Here is an 18,085-nt window from a genome sequence, read left to right on the forward strand (position 1 = left end):
CTTTCGCGATACAGAGGCCCGAGTTGGTGAGGGTCCGCCTTCACAATTTTCTCCAATGTGAATCAAACGGCACCTTTGGAGCAGGTTCTACGTGATTTCGACCGCCATTCGCCTGGCACGTGTGGGTAGCCGGTCAGAGCTGGCCGCCGCAGTCCTCATGGGGCTGAGCTATCCGTGCGTGATGATCGCCGCGCTGATCCCGGACATCTGGATGTTCGCGGCGGCCGCGGCCGTGGCCTATGCCGCCGACTGGTATCTGCACCAGCGCGGCAGCTACCTGGTCAACCGCCTCAACAAGGTCCGCGCCGGTCTGCCGATCCGCTTCCTGCTCCGTGAGCTGCTGCTGATCCTGCTGCTCGCCCGCGCGGGTCTCGCCGAGGAACCGCTCTTCTACGCGGCGGTCGCCTGCTTCCTCCTCTTCTACGGCCTCCAGGCGTCGCACGGCGCGCTCACCACCCTGATCCGGCTGCGCCGGACCATGCCGGTCGTCACCCGCAACATCGACCTCCACGCCGTGCGCATCCCGGACGCCCCGCCCCGCGCCCTGCTGCGCCGCTCCGGCGAGAAGATGCTGCACCTCGACATCCCCGCGATGGCCGGCGTCATCGTCGCGGCGGCCACCGGGCACGACGTCGTCGGCTATGCAGGTACCGCCACCAGCATCGCCCTCGCTCTCCTCTACACCGCGGCGCTCGTGCCCCATCTGCGCCGCAGGCGCCGGGTGCCCTCCGGTCCGGCCGTCCTCAAGGCCGTCCAGAAGTGGCTCGGCGAGTACCAGCCCACCGTCGCGCTGTACTTCTCCGGCTCCGAGGACTCCGCGTACCAGGTCAACATGTGGCTCGAGACCATGGAGCAGCTCGACGGCCGGCCGATCGTGGTCATGCGCGAGCGGGGCCTCGTCGCGAAGCTCAACGAGACCTCCGTTCCCGTACTGTGCATCCCCGGCGGCCAGCACCTGATGGCGATGAAGTTCGACTCGGTCCGCGTCACGCTCTACCCGGCCAACGTCGGCAAGAACATCCACATGCTGCGCGTCCCGACCATGAAGCACGTCTTCATCGGCCACGGCGACAGCGACAAACTCGCCAGCGTCAACCCCTTCTCCAAGGTGTACGACGAGGTGTGGACCGCCGGCCGGGCCGGCCGCGACCGGTACGCGCTCGCCGACGTCGGCGTTCGCGACGACGACATCGTCGAGGTCGGCCGCCCGCAGCTGGCCCCCATCGAGTCCTGGACGGGCACGCCGAAGAACCCCGTCCCCACCGTCCTCTACGCCCCCACCTGGGAGGGCTGGGACAACAACCCCGGCAACACCTCCCTGCTGCTCGCCGGCGAGAACATCGTCCGGCGGCTGCTGGAGGCCGAGCCCCCGGTGCGGCTGATCTACAAGCCGCATCCCTTCACCGGCATCCGCAACAAGAAGGCGCTCGCCGTCCACGAGCGGATCACGGCGATGGTGCGGAAGGCGGCCGCCGAGCGTGCCGCCGACCCGCGCTGGGCCGACCGGGCCGCCGCCGGAGAGGCCGAGCGGGCGGCCGCGCGCGCCGGGCTGATCCGGATCGAGGCCCGGCTCGCCGAGCTCACCAAGCCCGGCCGCTCCGGCGGTGACCAGGCCGAGGAGTCCCGCGTCTCCCTCGCCGACCCCGTGCGGCTCGCCGAGATCAAGAGCCTGCGGACCGAGTGGAACGCGGCCTACTGGCGCTCCTTCGGCTGGTGGGAGCATGCGATCGTGACCGGCGCCCGGCCCACCCTCTACGACTGCTTCAACGAGTCCGACGCCATGGTCTCCGACATCTCCAGCGTCGTCTCGGACTTCATCGCCAGCGGAAAGCCGTACGCGGTGACGGACTCCGCGGAACTCGGCGCGGAGGAGTTCAGGCGCCAGAACACCGCGGTCCGCGCGGCGGTCGTCCTGTCCAACGGCGCCGGGGAACTGGACGGTCTGCTGGCGGCCGTCGCCGACCCGGCGGCCGACAGCCTCGCCGGCGCGCGTGCCGAGCTGAGGAAGTACCTCCTCGGACCCGACGAGCCCACGTCGATCGAGCAGTTCGACGCAGCCGTGCGCGCCCTCGCGGCCAAGGCCGAGGCCCGCAACGCCGGAGTGGAGCAGCGCATCGGCGAGCAGGCGATCGGCGAGCTCGATCGCGAGTCCGACGCGGGTGGGCAGAACACCGAGACCGAGGGCAACGGCGTCGCCGAGACCGACGGCGCGGAGGCGACGGCCACCGCGGCTCGCTGACCGGCCGCCGAGCGGCGTCCACCGGCCCGTGAGCGGCCCCCCGAGGGGCGCGTTTACGGGCCGGCCGCGTCGTGGGACCCGGTGGGCGATCGGCCCGGCGCGTCCGGCCCCGCCCTGTCCGGGAGCCTGTCCAGCGGGCGAAACGGAGGCGCGCCGACGGCCGTGACTGACATAGATTCGCCACGTGACAGTGGCAAGGCAGTACGTGACGGAAGCACGCAGGGTCGTCGTCAAGGTGGGTTCGTCCTCACTCACCACGGCCACCGGGGGACTCGACGCCGACCGGGTGGACGCCCTCGTGGACGTGCTGGCGAAGGTCCGCAGCGGCGGCGAGAAGGAGATAGTCCTCGTCTCCAGCGGCGCCATCGCCGCCGGACTCGCCCCCCTCGGGCTGGCCCGCCGTCCCAAGGACCTGGCCCGGCAGCAGGCCGCAGCGAGCGTCGGCCAGGGCCTGCTCGTCGCCCGCTACACCGCCTCCTTCGCCCGCTACGGCGTCCGGGTCGGGCAGGTGCTCCTCACCACCGACGACACCAGCCGCCGCGCTCACTACCGCAACGCCTACCGCACCCTCGACCAGCTGCTCGCCATGGGGGCCGTTCCGGTCGTCAACGAGAACGACACGGTCGCCACCGACGAGATCCGGTTCGGCGACAACGACCGGCTCGCGGCCCTCGTCGCGCATCTCGTCCGCGCCGACCTGCTGGTCCTGCTGTCCGATGTCGACGGCCTCTACGACGGCGACCCCGCCAGGCCCGGCACCTCCCGGATCGAGGAGGTCCGAGGGCCCGCCGATCTGGCGGGCGTGGAGATCGGCTCGGCGGGCAGGGCCGGCGTCGGCACCGGGGGCATGGTCACCAAGGTCGAGGCGGCACGGATCGCGGCCGCGGCCGGCGTACCGGTCGTCCTCACCTCCGCCTCCCTCGCCGCCGACGCCCTCGCCGGGCGCGACACCGGCACCTACTTCCGCCGCACCGGTCGGCGTTCCGCCGACCGGCTGCTCTGGCTCGCCCACGCCTCCACCCCGCAGGGCGCGCTCACTCTCGACGACGGAGCGGTCCAGGCCGTCGTCGAGCGCAGGAAGTCACTGCTGCCCGCCGGAATCGCGGCCGTGGACGGCGAGTTCACCGCCGGGGACCCGGTGGAGCTGCGCGACGCCGACGGCAGGGCCGTAGCCCGCGGACTGGTCAACTTCGACTCCAAGGAACTCCCGCTCCTGCTCGGCCGCTCCACCCGCGACCTCGCCAGGGAACTCGGCCCCGCCTACGAGCGAGAGGTCGTACACAGGGACGACCTCGTTGTCCTGAACCCCTGACGTCACCCCCTGAAACGGCTGAAAGTCCGGCCTTCCGGCAGGGACCTTCATCAAAACCGCCCCGCGCCCGGCCCCGGACTGGTCAACTTTGTCAGGAGGGTAAGGCGGGGTTCGGCACCACGACGCATCGACAGGAGGCCGCCGGTGAGACGAGCGCGCCCAGGGGCGGCGCCCCGTGGGACACGGGCAACGACCCACGCCCGCAGGTCCGTGGGGGAGCAGCGGGCCCTGAGCAGTGTGGACGCGGGGGCCGACTTCGAGCGGTCCGCGGACCTCGACTCACGGGACGGCCTCACCCCCGTCGGCGGGGCCCTCCGAGGGGAGCACGAGGCCGGCGAGGACACCGCGCCGCACGGCGACGAGCGGGCCGTCTCCCGGCTGTGGCACATCACCCTCTGCGTCTCGGGCGCCGAGACCCCGCTGAAGGAGGTCAGGCGCGGACTGGAGCAGCTCGCCCACGACCACCCCTTCCTGCTCACCAGCCGGTACGCCAACGACCACGCCGAGATCCGCTACTGGGAGGAGGCCCGGGACCTGCACGACGCCGCGGCGGTTGCCCTGCGCCTGTGGGGCGAGCACCGCTCCACGGCGAAGCTTCCGCCCTGGGAGATCGTGGGCCTGGAGGTCATCGACCGCGAGACCTACCACCAGCGCATCGCCGAGGGGTACGGGCCGCCGCCGGCCACGCCCGTCGGCGTTCACCCGTTCTGACGACGGCGGGCCCCTCGGGGGCGCGCCGGGTAGCCCGACGCCCGGCCCCGCACCCGCATTCGTGACGGGCGCCGCACCGGCATCCGTGACCGGCCGGCCTCCGCCGCCGGGAAAGTGCGGTTCGGTACCGGCGCGCGCCCGGTCCCGAGCCGGGCCCGTGGCGGTACCAGCGCCCGGTCCGCTCGTCTCGCAGTGCGGGATAGGTGAGGGATGCCCGCAGAGTGCGCATTACCCTGCGGGCATGACCTCGCTCTCGCCGTACGACAACCTGACCCCGGTCACCCGGGCCGCCTACCGGGCCCGCTCCGCAGCCGCCGACATCGCGCCACTTCCGCGCGCGGTCAAGGACGACGCCCTGCTGGCGATCGCCGACGCCCTCGAGGTCCGCACGAGCGAGATCGTCGAGGCCAACGCCGAGGACATCGCCCGCGCCCGGGAAGCCGGCACGAGCGAGGCGATCATCGACAGGCTCACGCTCACCCCGGAGCGGGTCCGGGCCATCGCCGCCGACGTGCGGCACGTCGCCGCGCTTCCCGACCCGGTCGGTGAGGTCGTCCGCGGCTCGACCCTCCCCAACGGTATCGACCTCCGCCAGGTCCGCGTCCCCCTCGGCGTGGTCGGCATCATCTACGAGGCCCGGCCCAACGTGACGGTGGATGCCGCCGCGCTCTGCCTGAAGTCCGGGAACGCCGTGCTGCTGCGCGGTTCCTCCTCCGCCTACTCCTCCAACGCCGCCCTCGTGAAGGTCCTGAGGGACGCCGTCGGAGGCTCCGGGTTGCCGGCCGACGCCGTGCAACTCGTTCCGGGGGAGAGCCGCGACTCCGTACGGGAACTGATGCGCGCCCGCGGACTCGTCGACGTCCTCATCCCGCGCGGCGGGGCCTCCCTGATCCGGACCGTGGTCGAGGAGTCCACCGTCCCGGTCATCGAGACCGGCACCGGAAACTGCCACGTCTACGTCGACGCCGAGGCCGACCTCGACATGGCCGTCGAGATCCTGATCAACTCCAAGGCCCAGCGGCCCAGCGTCTGCAACGCCGCCGAGACCCTTCTCGTCCACCAGGACATCGCGGGGACGTTTCTGCCCCGGGCCCTGGACGCCCTCGCGGAGGCCGGCGTCACGATCCACGCCGACGAGCGCACCCTCGCCCTCGCAGAGGGCTCCAAGGCCACGGTCGTGCCCGCCACGGCCGAGGACTGGGAGACCGAGTACCTGTCCTACGACATCGCCGCGGCCGTGGTGGACTCCCTCGACAAGGCTGTCGAGCACATCCGCCTGTGGTCCTCCGGGCACACCGAGGCCATCGTCACCACCTCCCAGGCGGCGGCCCGCCGGTTCACCCGGTTGGTGGATTCGACGACGGTGGCCGTGAACGCGTCCACCCGCTTCACCGACGGCGGCCAGTTCGGTTTCGGCGCCGAGATCGGGATCTCCACGCAGAAACTGCACGCCCGGGGCCCGATGGGGCTGCCCGAGCTGACCTCGACCAAGTACATCGTGACGGGCGACGGTCACACCCGGTGACGGAGGAGCGCGGTCAGTTGCCCGCACTCCCTGCCGAAAACCCACGGCCAGGTCTACCCTGAAGTCGTGCCGGACGACGTGGGGGGCAGGCCGTTCCCGGACGGCTGGGAGCCCGACGACGACCGCGGAGGCGCGGACCAGGACTTCGCCTCCGTGGTGTTCGACGAGGACTTCGTACGGGCGGCCGAGATCCATGAACCGAGCGCCGTGGAGCGGCTGCTCGCGGCCGCCCAGGCACGAGCCGAGGCCGAGGCGGCACGCCCCCGCGCCGGGGTCGGCCCGGCCGACGACGACCTCTACGAAGACGGCTACGGTCCTGCGGGCGGACACGGCCGGGAGCGTCCCTACGGGGACCTCGACGCCGACGGTCTCGACCACTACGCGGACCCTTACGGGCCGCACGGCGGCGCACTGCGGCCCTACCGGGGCTCGGCCCGCTGGCACCGGCCGGTCGCCTGGGTCCTCGCCGTGGTGATGGGCGTCGGCATGGTCGCCCTCGCCTTCACGGCCGTGTACCGGGGAGCGGCCGCCAACCGCCAGGACCGCGTCCCGACACCCGCAACCACCACCGGTGTCGACACGCCCGCCAAGGGCGCCGTTCCCGACCGGGTCACGCGCCCCTCGGCCTCGGCCCAGTACTCCGCACCTCCCGTCTCCGCGGCCCCCCGTACGCCCTGACCCGGGCGTCCCGTCCCGCGCCCCGGCGTCCGGCGGTCCCCCCGCACCGCAACCCGGCCCGCGGCAGCGCGTTTACACGGCCTTCCGCGGACCTACTCTGAAGATATGGCAGGGCGTGGAGACCCACCTGAGGGGACACCCGAGGGGCTCCCCGGCGGAAACGACGACGAGTACCGGTCCGTCGTCTTCGACGAATCGTTCGTCCGTGCTGCCCGCCTCCAGGAGTTCTCCGCGCAGGAGCGGATGGGCGACCACGCCAGGGCGGTCCGCAGCCGCCCCGGACGGGGGATGCGCACCGGGCCCAGGCATTTCCTGGTACTGGTGCTGCTGATCGCCATGGCCTTCGGCACCGCCGTCTACATGGGTGTGCGCCATCCCTACCGGCCCCCCGAGACCCAGCCCGTCCAAGCGCTGCGGAGCATGGTCGTCCCGCTCGCCCCCGAGGGGACCGTGCCCGGCGGCGAACCGGCCGGACTGTTCGCCCGCAGTCCCGCAGCCGACTTCGGTGTCGGAGCGGCCGGCATCACCCTTCCGGCCGTACGCCACACCAAGAACTTCTCGGACGACCAGGTGATGACCGCACTGACCATCGCCAAGGACTACCTGGTGGCGTCCTCCCTCGACCCCGCCGTGCTCACCGAGGGCGCCGTGCGGCCGGTGCGGGTGCTGCTCGACCCGGACCAGCTCAACCAGTTCGACCGGTCGATGAACGCACCCGAGGACGACGGGCGCCACGCGGCGACCGGCTGGCTCGTCCGCTTCGACCCGGACCGGATCGCCCTGGCCGCCCCGGAGGTAAGAGTCCGCGGCACGCTGGCCTTCGCCGAAGCCGGCCCCGACGCGCTGGAGGTGACCTCGGACCACACCTTCGCCTACACGGTGCAGCCCGCGGGGAAGGAGACCGGCACTCCCGACGCCGCGGACGGGCGAGCCGTGGACACCGCCTCTCTCTTCACCGTCCGCCGCCAGCTGCACTTCCGCTTCGACCGCGACGACCTTCGCACCCACCGGGCCGAACTGCTGCTCAGCCATGTGCAGGCGGGCCCCATGTCCTGCTCGGCCGACGCGGCCGCCCAGATGGAACCGCTGCCGGCGGGCCGGCGGGCGACCGGTGAGGTGCCGGCCGGCACCGACCCGTACGACACGGGCCGCGCCGCCGCCGCGGTCTGCGGGACCCTCGCGACCGGCACTCAGCCCTCGGGCTGACCCGCCGTCCCCGTACCGCCGTCCTTCGGAGGGTTCCCGTGGCCGCCGCCACGGCTCCCGCCGGCCGCCGGGCCGGTGAACCTGTCGCGCAGCCGGCCGCCCAGGTCGCCCGCGCCGCCGGCTATGTCGCCGACCAGCTTCATCAGCGGATCCTTGCTGCTGCGCACCGAGTCCGCGTAGTGCGAGGCGGACGCGCGGAACGAGTCGGTGACCGATGTGTCCCTGTCCTCCGTGCGCCGCGGGTAGTGGCCGTCCATGATCCGCTGGTAGTCGCGGCTCTCCGCCCACTTCTTCAGCTCGGCGGCCCGCACGGTGGTGAACGGGTGCGTCCTCGGCAGCATGTTGAGGATCTTCAGCACCGAGTCCCGGAGATCGCCGCCCGCCTCGTACTCCTCGGCCTGCTCCAGGAAGGCGTCCACGTTCATCTCGTGGAGGTGGTTGCCGCCCGCGATCTTCATCAGACCACGCATCGAGGCCTGCAGATCCTGGCCCACCAGCAGCCCCGCCCGGTCCGCGGACAGCTCCGACTTGCGGAACCACTCCCGCAGTGCGGTCACGATCGCCATGACCGCCACATTGCCCAGCGGGATCCAGGCCACCTTCACCGCGAGATTGGTGAGGAACAGCAGGATCGTGCGGTAGACGGAGTGGCCGGAGAGGGCGTGCCCCACCTCGTGGCCCACGACCGCCCGCATCTCCTCCTCGTCCAGCAGCTCCACCAGACCGGTGGTGACCATGATGATCGGCTCGTCCAGGCCGATGCACATGGCATTGGGCTTCGGGTCCTGGGTGACGTACATCTGCGGGACCTTCTCCAGGTCCAGGATGTAGCAGGCGTCGCGGAGCATCGTGTGGAGGTGCGCGAACTGGGCGTCGCTCACCCGCACCGAGTCGGAGAGGAAGAGCAGCCGGAGACTGCGCTCCGGCAGCAGCCCGCTCAGCGCCTTGAACACGGTGTCGAAACCGCTCAGCTTGCGCAGGGCGACCAGCGCCGAGCGGTCCGCCGGGTGCTCGTACGCCCGCGAGGAGATCCCCGGGAAGCGTGTGCGGTGCCTGCCCGGTACGTTCTCGGAACTGCTGTCGGTCATGGTGCCCCCTGGTTCCTCATGCGTCCTGCCGCGTCGTCGCGAGTCGTGACCCGTCCCCCCGACAGACCCCACACTAGGCGCTGGGGTTGCGCTGCGGCGGGGGCTGTGGACAACTCCGCCGGGCCCGGTTTCCACAGGACGGCGCCGGCCCGGCGGACACCGCGCGCGCCCGTGGAAACCGGGCCGGTGAAACCGACAACGACTGAGTCGGCGTGAGCGTGCCCGGAGCGCACGCATACGATGTGCCCGAAGTCTCCGCTCCGACTCCGATCGATAGGGCCTGCAGAAGATGAGTCTCGCCAGCACCGCCGCCACCCTGGTCACTCTCGCCGAGGGAGCCGAGCACGGTGGCAGCCACCAAAGCCTCAGCCCCTACCTCACCGGTTTCGGCGCGCTGGGCGCGCTGCTCCTGCTGCTGTGGATCACCACCCGCTTCAACCGCGACCGCTGAGACGGATCCGAACGGCCGTGCCAGTAGGCTCTGCACGCATGGGACAGCAGGAAGCGCCTACGACCGGCCGCGGAAATCGCCGACTCGGCGTCATGGGCGGGACGTTCGACCCGATCCACCATGGACACCTGGTGGCCGCCAGCGAGGTGGCGGCCCTGTTCCACCTCGACGAGGTGGTGTTCGTACCGACCGGACAGCCGTGGCAGAAGAGCCACAAGGCGGTGTCGCCGGCGGAGGACCGCTATCTGATGACGGTCATCGCCACGGCTTCCAACCCGCAGTTCTCCGTCAGCCGCATCGACATCGACCGCGGCGGACCGACGTACACGATCGACACCCTGCGGGACCTGCGGGCGCTCAACGCCGACTCGGACCTCTTCTTCATCACCGGGGCCGACGCGCTCTCCCAGATCCTCACCTGGCGGGACGCCGAGGAGCTTTTCTCGCTCGCGCACTTCATCGGCGTCACCCGGCCGGGTCACGACCTGACCGACGACGGGCTGCCGGAGGGCGGCGTCTCCCTCGTGGAGGTGCCCGCGCTGGCGATCTCGTCCACCGACTGCCGGGCGAGGGTCGCGCAGGGCGACCCGGTCTGGTATCTGGTGCCGGACGGTGTGGTGCGCTACATCGACAAGCGCCAGTTGTACCGCGGCGAGTGAGCCACGGAGAGGGGCACCGGTGAACGACCAGCAGAACCCGTACGACCCGTACTACCCGCAGCAACCGCAGATCATCGGCTACGACGAGTACGGGCAGCCGGTCTACCAGCAGCCCCGGCACGACCCGCAGTCCCACGGTTACGACGCGTACGGCCGGCAGCCCCAGGAACGGTCGCAGCACCGGCAGCCGGCGTCCCCGGACTCCCAGGGATACGGCTACGACCCCTACGCGCAGCCCCAGCAGCATCCACAGTCGTACGACCCGTACGGCACGCAGCAGCCCGGCCCGTACCCGCAGTCCCAGCAGCCGCAGGAGGGCTACGGCCCCGACGGCTACGGGTACGACACGGGCCGGCAGGCCGCCGTCGACACCACCCGGCAGTGGGGCGTCCCGCCCCAGCAGCAGTCCGCCGAGCCGCCGGGGCCCGACGGGCGACACCGTCCGGCTCCGCCCGGGCCGGCCCGGGCCGCCTCCGCCGTCCCCGGACAGCGCCGCCCCGCGGGCGGCGAGGACGGGGACTACCGCACCGAGCAGTTCTCCTTCGTCGAGGAGCCGGACGAGGACTCCGAGGACGTCATCGACTGGCTGAAGTTCACCGAGAGCCGCTCCGAGCGCCGTGAGGAGGCGAAGCGACGAGGGCGCAACCGGACCGTGGCCCTCGTCGTCGTCCTGGCCCTGGTGCTCGCCGGCGGCGTCGGCTACCTCTGGTACGCGGGCAAGCTGCCCGGCACCTCCGACCCGGGGGGCGCGCAGACAACCGCGACCGGCCCGCAGAAGCGGGACGTGATCGTCCTGCACCTCCACAACACCAAGAAGAAGGGCACCTCGACCGCGCTCCTCGTGGACAACGCCACCACCAAGCAGGGCACCACCGTCCTGCTCCCGAACTCGCTCTCCGTCGCCGACGACGAGGGGGTCGCCACCACCCTCGGCAAGTCCGTCGACGAGGACGGCACCAGCGGCACACGCGAGTCCATCGGCAATCTCCTCGGCACCCGCATCAGCGGCACCTGGCGGCTCGACACCCCCTTCCTGGAGAACCTCGTCGAACTGGTCGGCGGCATCGACATCACCACCGACACCGCCGTGCCCGGCGCGAGGAAGGGTGACGCACCGCTGGTGAAGAAGGGCGAGAACCAGACGCTCAACGGCCGTATGGCCGTCGGCTACGCCACGTACCGCGCGCCCGGAGAGGCCGAGGCCGACCAACTCCAGAGGTTCGGCCAGGTCATGTACGGCGTGCTGCGGAAGATGCCCAGCGACGCCAAGGCCGCCACGGTGACCGTCGAGACGCTGGCCCAGATCCTGGACCCGTCGCTGCCCGAGAAGGATCTGGGGGCGTCGCTCGCGAAGCTCGCGGAGCACGCCAAGGGCGGCGACTACAAGACCGCCGTGCTGCCCGTCCAGGACGACGGCAGACTCAGCCGGGAGGCGAGCGACAGCGTGATCACGGACGTCCTCGGCGGCCGTGTGAGCGCGCCGGAGCAGGGCGCGGCGGTCCGCGTGGGCGTCCGCAACGCCAGCGGCGACGGCGACGCGACCGAGAGCACCAGGATCGTCCTGGTGAACGGCGGCTACGCGTTCGTGGACGTGGGCAGGGCGGAGGCGGAGTCGTCGACGCGGGTCGTCTACGGTGACGCGGCGCAGAAGCAGAACGCCGTCGAGGTCGCCAAGACGCTGGGCCTGGACGAGGGCGCGGTGGAGAAGGGCAGGGCCGCCCCGAACGCCGACGTGCTGGTGGTCCTCGGCCAGGACTACGAGCCCAGGTGATCCGCCGGCGTCGTGCTCCGTGGACGGAGGGCTCCGCGGGCCGGGGGCACCCGGGCCCGCGCCTTCGGGCCGTCCGGCGGGGTGCCGAGCGCCGCCGCGGCGAACGGCCGCATGGGTTGTCGGCGGTCCGTGAGACCCTGGAGGGGTCCCGACCGCCGACGAAAGCCTGCTTGTGACCGCTACGGACCGTTCCCTCGAGCTCATCAACGTCGCCGCACAGGCGGCCGCGGACAAGCTCGCGCACGACATCATCGCCTACGACGTCAGCGATGTGCTGTCGATCACGGACGCATTCCTCCTCGCCTCCGCCCCGAGCGACCGCCAGGTCAAGTCGATCGTGGACGAGATCGAGGAGAAGCTGCTCAAGGAGCTCGGCGCCAAGCCGGTGCGCCGTGAGGGCGACCGCGACGCGCGCTGGATCCTGCTCGACTACGTCGACGTCGTGGTCCACGTCCAGCACAGCGAGGAGCGGGTCTTCTACGCCCTCGAGCGGTTGTGGAAGGACTGCCCGGAGCTTCCGCTGCCCGAGGACGCACTGAAGACGCGCGGCAAGGCGGAGGAGCACGCCAGGCTCAGCGGGGACGGCAGTGGATCGGACGGTGAGCTGAGCTGAGCCGCAGCGACACCGGCAAGGGTCGCGGCCGCCGCATCGTCCTGTGGCGGCACGGCCAGACGGCCTGGAACCTCGAGCGCCGGTTCCAGGGTTCGACGGACATCGAGCTGACTGAGACCGGCGTCAGCCAGGCACGCCGGTCGGCGCGGCTCCTGGCGTCACTGAAGCCGGACGCGATCATCAGTTCGGACCTGAAGCGTGCGGCGACGACGGCCGACCAGCTCGCCTCGATCACCGGCCACGAGGTCATCCACGACTCCGCACTGCGCGAGACCTTCGCGGGCGTCTGGCAGGGCCTGACCCATGAGGAGATCGTCGAGCGCCACGGCGAGGAGTACGCCGCCTGGAAGCGGGGCGAGCCCGTGCGCCGCGGCGGCGGCGAGCTGGAGACCGAGGTCGCCGACCGGGCCTCGCCGGTCGTGCTGCGCCACGCGGACAAGCTGCCCGACGGGGGCACGCTCGTCGTCGTCAGCCACGGCGGCACCATCCGCACGACGATCGGCCGGCTCCTGGGCCTGGAGGCCCACCACTGGGAGGGCCTGGGCGGCCTCTCCAACTGCTCCTGGTCCGTCCTCGGCGAGGGCGCCAGGGGCTGGCGCCTGCTGGAGCACAACGCCGGCACCCTTCCCGAGCCGGTCCTCGGCGACGACGACTGAGTCGGCCGTGCGGCAGCGGTCCTTGTGAGCCGCTCCGGCCGCGTCCGTCCCGGAAGCCCTCGTGGCCCTCGTGGCCCTCAGGGCCGCTGCCGAGGGCGCTCGGCGGTGCCGTGCGGCCGCTCCCGGCCCGCTCTGCCGGCGCCGCGCGCCCGTTCCCGGACCAGTGTGCGGCCCGCCGCGGACCCGTGCCGGGCCCGTCGGACGGCCCGGGACCGGCCGGATTTCACTTTCCGGCTGGTCACAGGCTAAGGTTCTTCTTGTTCGCAGCGCGGAGCGCGATGAACGCAAGGGGCTATAGCTCAGTTGGTAGAGCGCTTGCATGGCATGCAAGAGGTCAGGAGTTCAATTCTCCTTAGCTCCACAAGCACCATCACCCGGATCCCGTCCCCCGCAGGGGGCGGGATTTTCGTGTTTCCATGCCCCGTTGCGCGCCCTCGACCCCGCGGTCGTGGTGATCTCCGGAACGATGACGCACCGGTTCGCCGACGCCGATGACCCCCATGCCCCGCCATGGCAGAATCGGGACGGCTGAAGGGGGACGAAGGCCTGGACGGGAGGGAGAGGCGATGCCCGGAGGCGGCAACGAGGAGAACGACGACCAGCTCCTCGCTGCGGACGCCCGTGCCGGCCTCAGCTGTCCTTCATGCGGTTCGTCCCACGTTGCCCAAGTGCTCGGCGACAACGGAGGTATCTCGTACGTGTGCACCGCCTGCGGCCACAGCTGGAGCTGAATGATGGGTGCACACCGGAGGAAGTGCGACTGGTGCGGCAGCGGCACGCCGATCGTCCGGGACATGGACCCGGTCAACCCCGAGTACCAGTACTGGTGCGAGGAGTGCGCGCGGGCACTGATCATAAAAGGCGATCCCATCGAGACCTACCGTGAGCTCGAGGGGGAGCCGATCTACGGACGACTGCTCGACGAACACTGCACGCTCAAGCGCTTCTACTCCTTCGCGACGGCGTGACGCCCCCGGGCCTCCGCCCGTGCCGCCGGGCCCAGGCGCGTCGACGGCCGTAGGCGCGGGACGGCCGGGAGGGCCATGCCGCCCGGGTGCGGGGTGAGTTCGGGCCGCGGGGTCGTGGCGCCTCCACCCGGGCGTGTACGAGCGCGAGGTCATTCCGGCGCGCGGCGACCGGTTCGCGGTGCCCTCGGGTGAAAAGGTGGATCAGGGACATTCCGTCCGGGTGCTGCGCCCTCCGGGGCGCCGCGAAAGGCCGAGGCAGGGGCATACGGCGCCGAGGGCGCGCGCGCCGGGCCCTCGGGCGGACGAGGGTGCCGTCGCGGTCACGGCGTGAGCCGGCGTCGTCGCCCGTGCCGGGTGCGGACCGCAAACGATTTGGTGAACCACCGGGGGGACCGTGTAATGTTCTCTGTGTCGCCGCGGGGGAGACCCTGGGAAGCGAAGCGGTCGACAGCAAGGGGCTATAGCTCAGTTGGTAGAGCGCTTGCATGGCATGCAAGAGGTCAGGAGTTCAATTCTCCTTAGCTCCACAGAGGCTCTTCGGAGCACACGGAAGAGGGCCATCCGATCGGATGGCCCTCTTCCGTGTGTCAACCCTGGCCGCTGCCAAGCGCCTTGCGGTCACCACCGGGCGGCAGGGCCGGCTTGCTGCTCCGCGGGGGCGGCGCCTGTTCGATGCGCAGCGCCAGCGCGGGACAGCGCCGCACGCCACGCTGCGCGCGCCCCCGCAGATGCATCGGAACTGCTGCCTCCGCCACGGAGGGGTAGCCGTCGGCGCCCATGCGGATCAGCTCCGGCACGATCTCCGCGCAGATGCCGTGGCCCTGGCACAGCGTCCAGTCCACCGCGAGCTTCTCGCCGCTCGGAATGGACTCCTGAGCCTCCTGGCCGCCGGGCCCGGGCAGCGGCAGCACACCGACGGTCTCCCGGCCGCAGCCGCCGTGCAGGACATGCGCGGCCAGGTCGTCCGTGAACGCCGACAGTGTCGAGGAGAAGAACCGGGCGGAACCGTCGGGGTGCTTGCACGCCCCCCGGCCCTTGACGGCCTGGGTGACCTCGCGCAGTGCCTCCAGCGCGGCCGGCCCGCCGCCGTTGATCACGTCCGACAGGCCGCCGGCCGCCGCGGGCAGGCCGAGCTTGCACGGGCCGCACTGGCCCGCCGTCTCGGCCGCGAGCCAGTTGGCCACGCGCTGCGCCTCCCCGAGCGGGCATGTCTCCTGGCCGATCGGGAGGATGGCGCCGGCACCGAGTGCCCCGCCGACGTTGGCCAGCGACTCCCGCGAGATCACGGCCTCGTGGGTCGCGGCCGCGTCGATCCAGTTGCCGTGGTAACCACCGGTCAGCACGCCCTGGGGCACCGGCGGGGCACCCGCGAGCTGCAGTACGTACCGCATCGGCACGCCCGTCGGCACCTCGATCACCATGGGGCGCGCGACCGCTCCGGAGACCGTCAGCATCACCGTGCCCGGTTCGTTCTCCAGGCCCGTGTGGCCGTACCTGCGGGCCCCGATCCGGGCGGCCACGGCGAGCTGCGCGAACGTCTCCGCGTTGGACAGCAGCGTCGGCGCCCCGGCCACACCGGACTCGGCGGCGCGCTCACGGCGGCCGGGAGGCAGCGCGGGGCCGCCGTTGATCGCCCGGATGATCGCCGAGGCCTCACCGGAGACCATGCGCTCGGGGTTGCGCTGCACCCGGGCGCGGAGCTGCTGCCCGCGCCGGTCGGACAGGCCGCGCTCGGCCAGGGCGGCCCGTATGGAGACCTCCGTGGAGTTGCGGGTCACCGCGACGATCAGGGTGCGGGCGCCCAGCGCCTCGGCGGCGAGCAGCGCGCCGTCCAGGATGAGGTGGGGCGCACGGTTGACCATCACCGTGTCCTTGCGGCAGGCCGGTTCGTCCTCACTGGCGTTGATCACCACGACGGGCCGCACACCCCGCCTGATGGCGGCCTTGGCCACGGCCCGCAGCTTCTGGGTGAACGGGAAGCCCGCGCCCCCGCGGCCGCGCAGGGATATGTTCTCGGCCAGCTGGGCCAGCCGCTCGCCGCTCATGGGTTCGAGCGGGCCGTGCACCTTCAGGTGCATCGACAGGTCGAGACGCTCGACCAGGTCGAATCCCTGGGTGAGCTGGGGCAGGCCGACGACGCGGACTTCGGGGACATCGGGGAGGGGGGCGTTCACGGTCGTTCTCCTGCAGGTGTGTTCCAAGGTTCCCCGGCCGTGGGCGGATACAGCGGGCCGGGCGGCGGCTGGGTCTCGTCGAACGAGCCCTGGAAGGGCTCGGCGGACGGGGCGCCGTCGTAGCCGCCGGGAGTGCCGGCGGTGCCGTAAGGGGAGACGGGGTCGTACCCGGCGGCGCCCGGCGACGCCGCGTACGAGTCGCTGTACGGGGAGGTCGTGCCGGTGTCGTACGGGGGGGACGCGGGCGGCTGGGGGAAGGCCTGGGCCGGCGGCGGCGGCGAGGGAGTCGGCCAGCTCGCCGAACGGGGGGAGGAGTCGTCGGGGACGACCGGCAGCTCCTCGGTCATGGGGATGCGCTCGGCGAACGGCACGTCGTCCGAGGAGCGCCCCGGCGGGGCCGTGGGGCCACCGGTGCGCGGGGAGGGGTCACCCGCGCGGGAAACGGCCCGGTAGGCGGCGGAGATCCCCGTTCCGGGACCGTCGCCGGACAGCGAACCGCCCATCGCCGGGCCGGCGCCGGGGAAGGAGCCCGTCGCCGTGGCCGGCTCGGTCGAGGGGATCGGTGCCCTGTCGTAGAGCTGCTGGCTGGCCTCGTACAGCTGCGGGGAGGGGGCGGCGAGCCGGCGAGGCTCACCGCGTGAGGCGCCGAGCGGCTGCCCCAGCGGGGATCCGAGCGGTGAGCCCAGCGGCCGGCCCGGCGGGTCGCCGAGGTCGGCGGCGCCGCGCGGGTACTCGCGCTCGAACCGCGCCTGGGGCTGCGAGGGAATGCCGGACGTACCGGGGAGGGGCGCCGACGCCATGTCCCGCACGTTCTGTTCGGTGGCTCCGGGGGCATCGCCGGAGGCGCCCGTCAGGCTCATGATCCGCTCGACCAGCTGCCGCTTCACCGGGCGCGGCAGCAGCCGCAGCGACACGGCGGCGGCGACTCCGGTCAGCGCCAGGCTGTACATGACGATCACCCAGCCGGCGGCGGGGCGACCCGCGTAGAGGCCGTGCACGAGGGCGGAGCACCAGGCCGGGTACGCCAGCATGTGCAGCGCCCGCCAGCGGCCCGCGAAGCGGCCGTTCCCGGCGAGTGCGCTGCGCGCGGCACCGGTGGATGCGGCGACGACCATCAGCAGACCGGCGAGCGAACCGAAGCCGATGAGGCCGGAGGTGCCGGTGATGCCGAGGCCGAACGGCACCAGGGCGCCGAGCAGTTCGACGTGGCCGAGGGAGACCTTGACCGTGATGTGCAGGAGCAGGAAGCCGAGCGAGGCGACGGCGGTGCTTCTGTGGATGGCCTGGGCGAGCAGGCGGTGACGCGTGGACAGGAACACGCGGTCGGTGGCGATGAGGCCCCAGGCGACCGAGGCGGTCAGGGAGACCAGGGACAGCACGCCGGTGGTGAAGTCCAGCGCTGCGCGGAAGGCATCACTGCCACCGATGGCGAGCAGGGGTACGAGCACGAGAGCGGCGACGATCAGTCCGCCCTGTGCCTGCCGGCTCATGCCCGGTTCACCGGGCGAGGAACGGATCTTGCGACGAGGGTTCATGGGGGCTCCGAATGGTGCGGGAAAGCGGTCCCGTCGTCGCACTCTAAGTGGCGTCATACCAGTGGGTACGAGTTTTCGACGTTTAGTGGTCAGCCTGACCGACAACTGACTCTGGGGTTGCCCCGGATAGGGGTGATACGCCGAGTAACTCGGGCCGTCCGAAACGGTTCTTCACTCATGCGGGCGATGCTCTCCACTCACCATCCGGCGCTCCGCATCCCTCCGGGACTCGCTCCGACGGAACGGACGACGCCTGGCGGGCCGGACATACGGGGGCCCCGGGTCCGGTTCCGGGCGGGGCCGTGGAGCGGCTTTTCCCCGGTCCCCCGCGGTTCCGTCCCGTGCCGGCGGGCGGACACTCTGTGCGGCGGGAAGGTGGCCTGCTGTACCCTGGCGCCATGCGTGCCGTACGCCTTCTGCTTAGCGAGCCGCGCTGATCAGTCCCGACCGGTGGTCTCCCGGTCGGAATCGGCGCGGCGTCCCCTCCTGTGCGAGGGGA

16 protein-coding genes and 2 tRNA genes are annotated in these 18,085 nt (G+C 72.0%); 15 read left to right on the plus strand and 3 right to left on the minus strand.

Annotation, left to right across the window (positions count from 1 at the left end; genetic code table 11):
• The first annotated feature begins 91 nt into the window (after positions 1 to 91).
• From AB0J10_RS07410 to AB0J10_RS07435, 6 genes are all read left to right on the plus strand, one after another.
• The gene (locus AB0J10_RS07410) at positions 92 to 2,239 is read left to right on the plus strand and encodes a hypothetical protein (protein ID WP_363058754.1); all 2,148 of its coding nucleotides are present in this window, start codon (positions 92 to 94) and stop codon (positions 2,237 to 2,239) included.
• A 205-nt stretch (positions 2,240 to 2,444) separates the two neighbouring features.
• Positions 2,445 to 3,551, plus strand: coding sequence for a glutamate 5-kinase (gene proB / locus AB0J10_RS07415; RefSeq protein WP_363058889.1), 1,107 nt, complete (start codon positions 2,445 to 2,447; stop codon positions 3,549 to 3,551).
• A gap of 144 nt (positions 3,552 to 3,695) precedes the next feature.
• Positions 3,696 to 4,262, plus strand: a complete 567-nt coding sequence (locus AB0J10_RS07420) for a hypothetical protein (protein WP_363058756.1) — start codon at positions 3,696 to 3,698, stop codon at positions 4,260 to 4,262.
• 241 nt (positions 4,263 to 4,503) lie between these two features.
• Positions 4,504 to 5,787, plus strand: a complete 1,284-nt coding sequence (locus AB0J10_RS07425) for a glutamate-5-semialdehyde dehydrogenase (RefSeq protein ID WP_363058758.1) — start codon at positions 4,504 to 4,506, stop codon at positions 5,785 to 5,787.
• Between the two features lie 66 nt (positions 5,788 to 5,853).
• Positions 5,854 to 6,465, plus strand: a complete 612-nt coding sequence (locus AB0J10_RS07430; protein WP_363058760.1) for a hypothetical protein — start codon at positions 5,854 to 5,856, stop codon at positions 6,463 to 6,465.
• 105 nt (positions 6,466 to 6,570) lie between these two features.
• Complete coding sequence (locus AB0J10_RS07435; protein ID WP_363058762.1) at positions 6,571 to 7,671, plus strand: hypothetical protein; 1,101 nt, start codon at positions 6,571 to 6,573, stop codon at positions 7,669 to 7,671.
• Here AB0J10_RS07435 and AB0J10_RS07440 read toward each other — a convergent pair.
• Positions 7,656 to 8,759 carry a M48 family metallopeptidase gene (locus AB0J10_RS07440; RefSeq protein WP_363058766.1) on the minus strand — a complete coding sequence of 368 codons (1,104 nt, stop codon included), beginning with the start codon at positions 8,757 to 8,759 and terminating at the stop codon, positions 7,656 to 7,658. The two genes, AB0J10_RS07435 and AB0J10_RS07440, sit on opposite strands and share 16 nt — an antisense overlap.
• A 289-nt stretch (positions 8,760 to 9,048) precedes the next feature.
• Between AB0J10_RS07440 and AB0J10_RS07445 the strand changes: the two genes are divergently transcribed.
• The 9 genes from AB0J10_RS07445 (at position 9,049) to AB0J10_RS07485 (ending at position 14,404) form a co-directional block, all read left to right on the plus strand.
• The gene (locus tag AB0J10_RS07445; protein WP_171053089.1) at positions 9,049 to 9,210 is read left to right on the plus strand and encodes a hypothetical protein; all 162 of its coding nucleotides are present in this window, start codon (positions 9,049 to 9,051) and stop codon (positions 9,208 to 9,210) included.
• Positions 9,211 to 9,248: 38 nt separating this feature from the next.
• Positions 9,249 to 9,869 carry a nicotinate-nucleotide adenylyltransferase gene (nadD, locus tag AB0J10_RS07450; protein WP_363058768.1) on the plus strand — a complete coding sequence of 207 codons (621 nt, stop codon included), beginning with the start codon at positions 9,249 to 9,251 and terminating at the stop codon, positions 9,867 to 9,869.
• A gap of 19 nt (positions 9,870 to 9,888) precedes the next feature.
• A complete protein-coding gene (locus AB0J10_RS07455) occupies positions 9,889 to 11,640 on the plus strand; it encodes a LytR C-terminal domain-containing protein (protein WP_363058770.1) in 1,752 nt (583 codons plus the stop codon).
• A gap of 172 nt (positions 11,641 to 11,812) precedes the next feature.
• A complete protein-coding gene (gene rsfS, locus AB0J10_RS07460) occupies positions 11,813 to 12,253 on the plus strand; it encodes a ribosome silencing factor (RefSeq protein WP_138055274.1) in 441 nt (146 codons plus the stop codon).
• Positions 12,250 to 12,909, plus strand: a complete 660-nt coding sequence (locus AB0J10_RS07465; RefSeq protein WP_363058891.1) for a histidine phosphatase family protein — start codon at positions 12,250 to 12,252, stop codon at positions 12,907 to 12,909. The genes rsfS and AB0J10_RS07465 overlap by 4 nt, the downstream gene beginning before the upstream one ends.
• Positions 12,910 to 13,197: 288 nt before the next feature.
• Positions 13,198 to 13,270: transfer RNA gene (locus AB0J10_RS07470), tRNA-Ala, on the plus strand.
• A gap of 139 nt (positions 13,271 to 13,409) precedes the next feature.
• Positions 13,410 to 13,640, plus strand: a complete 231-nt coding sequence (locus tag AB0J10_RS07475) for a hypothetical protein (protein WP_363058893.1) — start codon at positions 13,410 to 13,412, stop codon at positions 13,638 to 13,640.
• A gap of 3 nt (positions 13,641 to 13,643) precedes the next feature.
• The gene (locus AB0J10_RS07480; RefSeq protein ID WP_026277450.1) at positions 13,644 to 13,877 is read left to right on the plus strand and encodes a hypothetical protein; all 234 of its coding nucleotides are present in this window, start codon (positions 13,644 to 13,646) and stop codon (positions 13,875 to 13,877) included.
• 454 nt (positions 13,878 to 14,331) lie between these two features.
• Positions 14,332 to 14,404: transfer RNA gene (locus AB0J10_RS07485), tRNA-Ala, on the plus strand.
• Positions 14,405 to 14,464: 60 nt separating this feature from the next.
• Here the strand turns inward: AB0J10_RS07485 and AB0J10_RS07490 are convergent.
• Both AB0J10_RS07490 and AB0J10_RS07495 read right to left on the minus strand, forming a co-directional pair.
• Positions 14,465 to 16,051 (minus strand): NADH-ubiquinone oxidoreductase-F iron-sulfur binding region domain-containing protein, encoded by a 1,587-nt coding sequence (locus AB0J10_RS07490; protein ID WP_363058773.1) that lies wholly within the window; start codon positions 16,049 to 16,051, stop codon positions 14,465 to 14,467.
• Positions 16,048 to 17,541: a hypothetical protein gene (locus AB0J10_RS07495; RefSeq protein WP_363058895.1), complete on the minus strand. Its 1,494-nt coding sequence runs from the start codon at positions 17,539 to 17,541 to the stop codon at positions 16,048 to 16,050. Before AB0J10_RS07495 ends, AB0J10_RS07490 begins: the two co-directional genes overlap by 4 nt.
• Positions 17,542 to 18,085: the final 544 nt, after the last annotated feature.

It is taken from the genome of Streptomyces sp. NPDC049887 (genome assembly GCF_040656535.1).
In the GTDB taxonomy this organism is placed as follows: domain Bacteria; phylum Actinomycetota; class Actinomycetes; order Streptomycetales; family Streptomycetaceae; genus Streptomyces.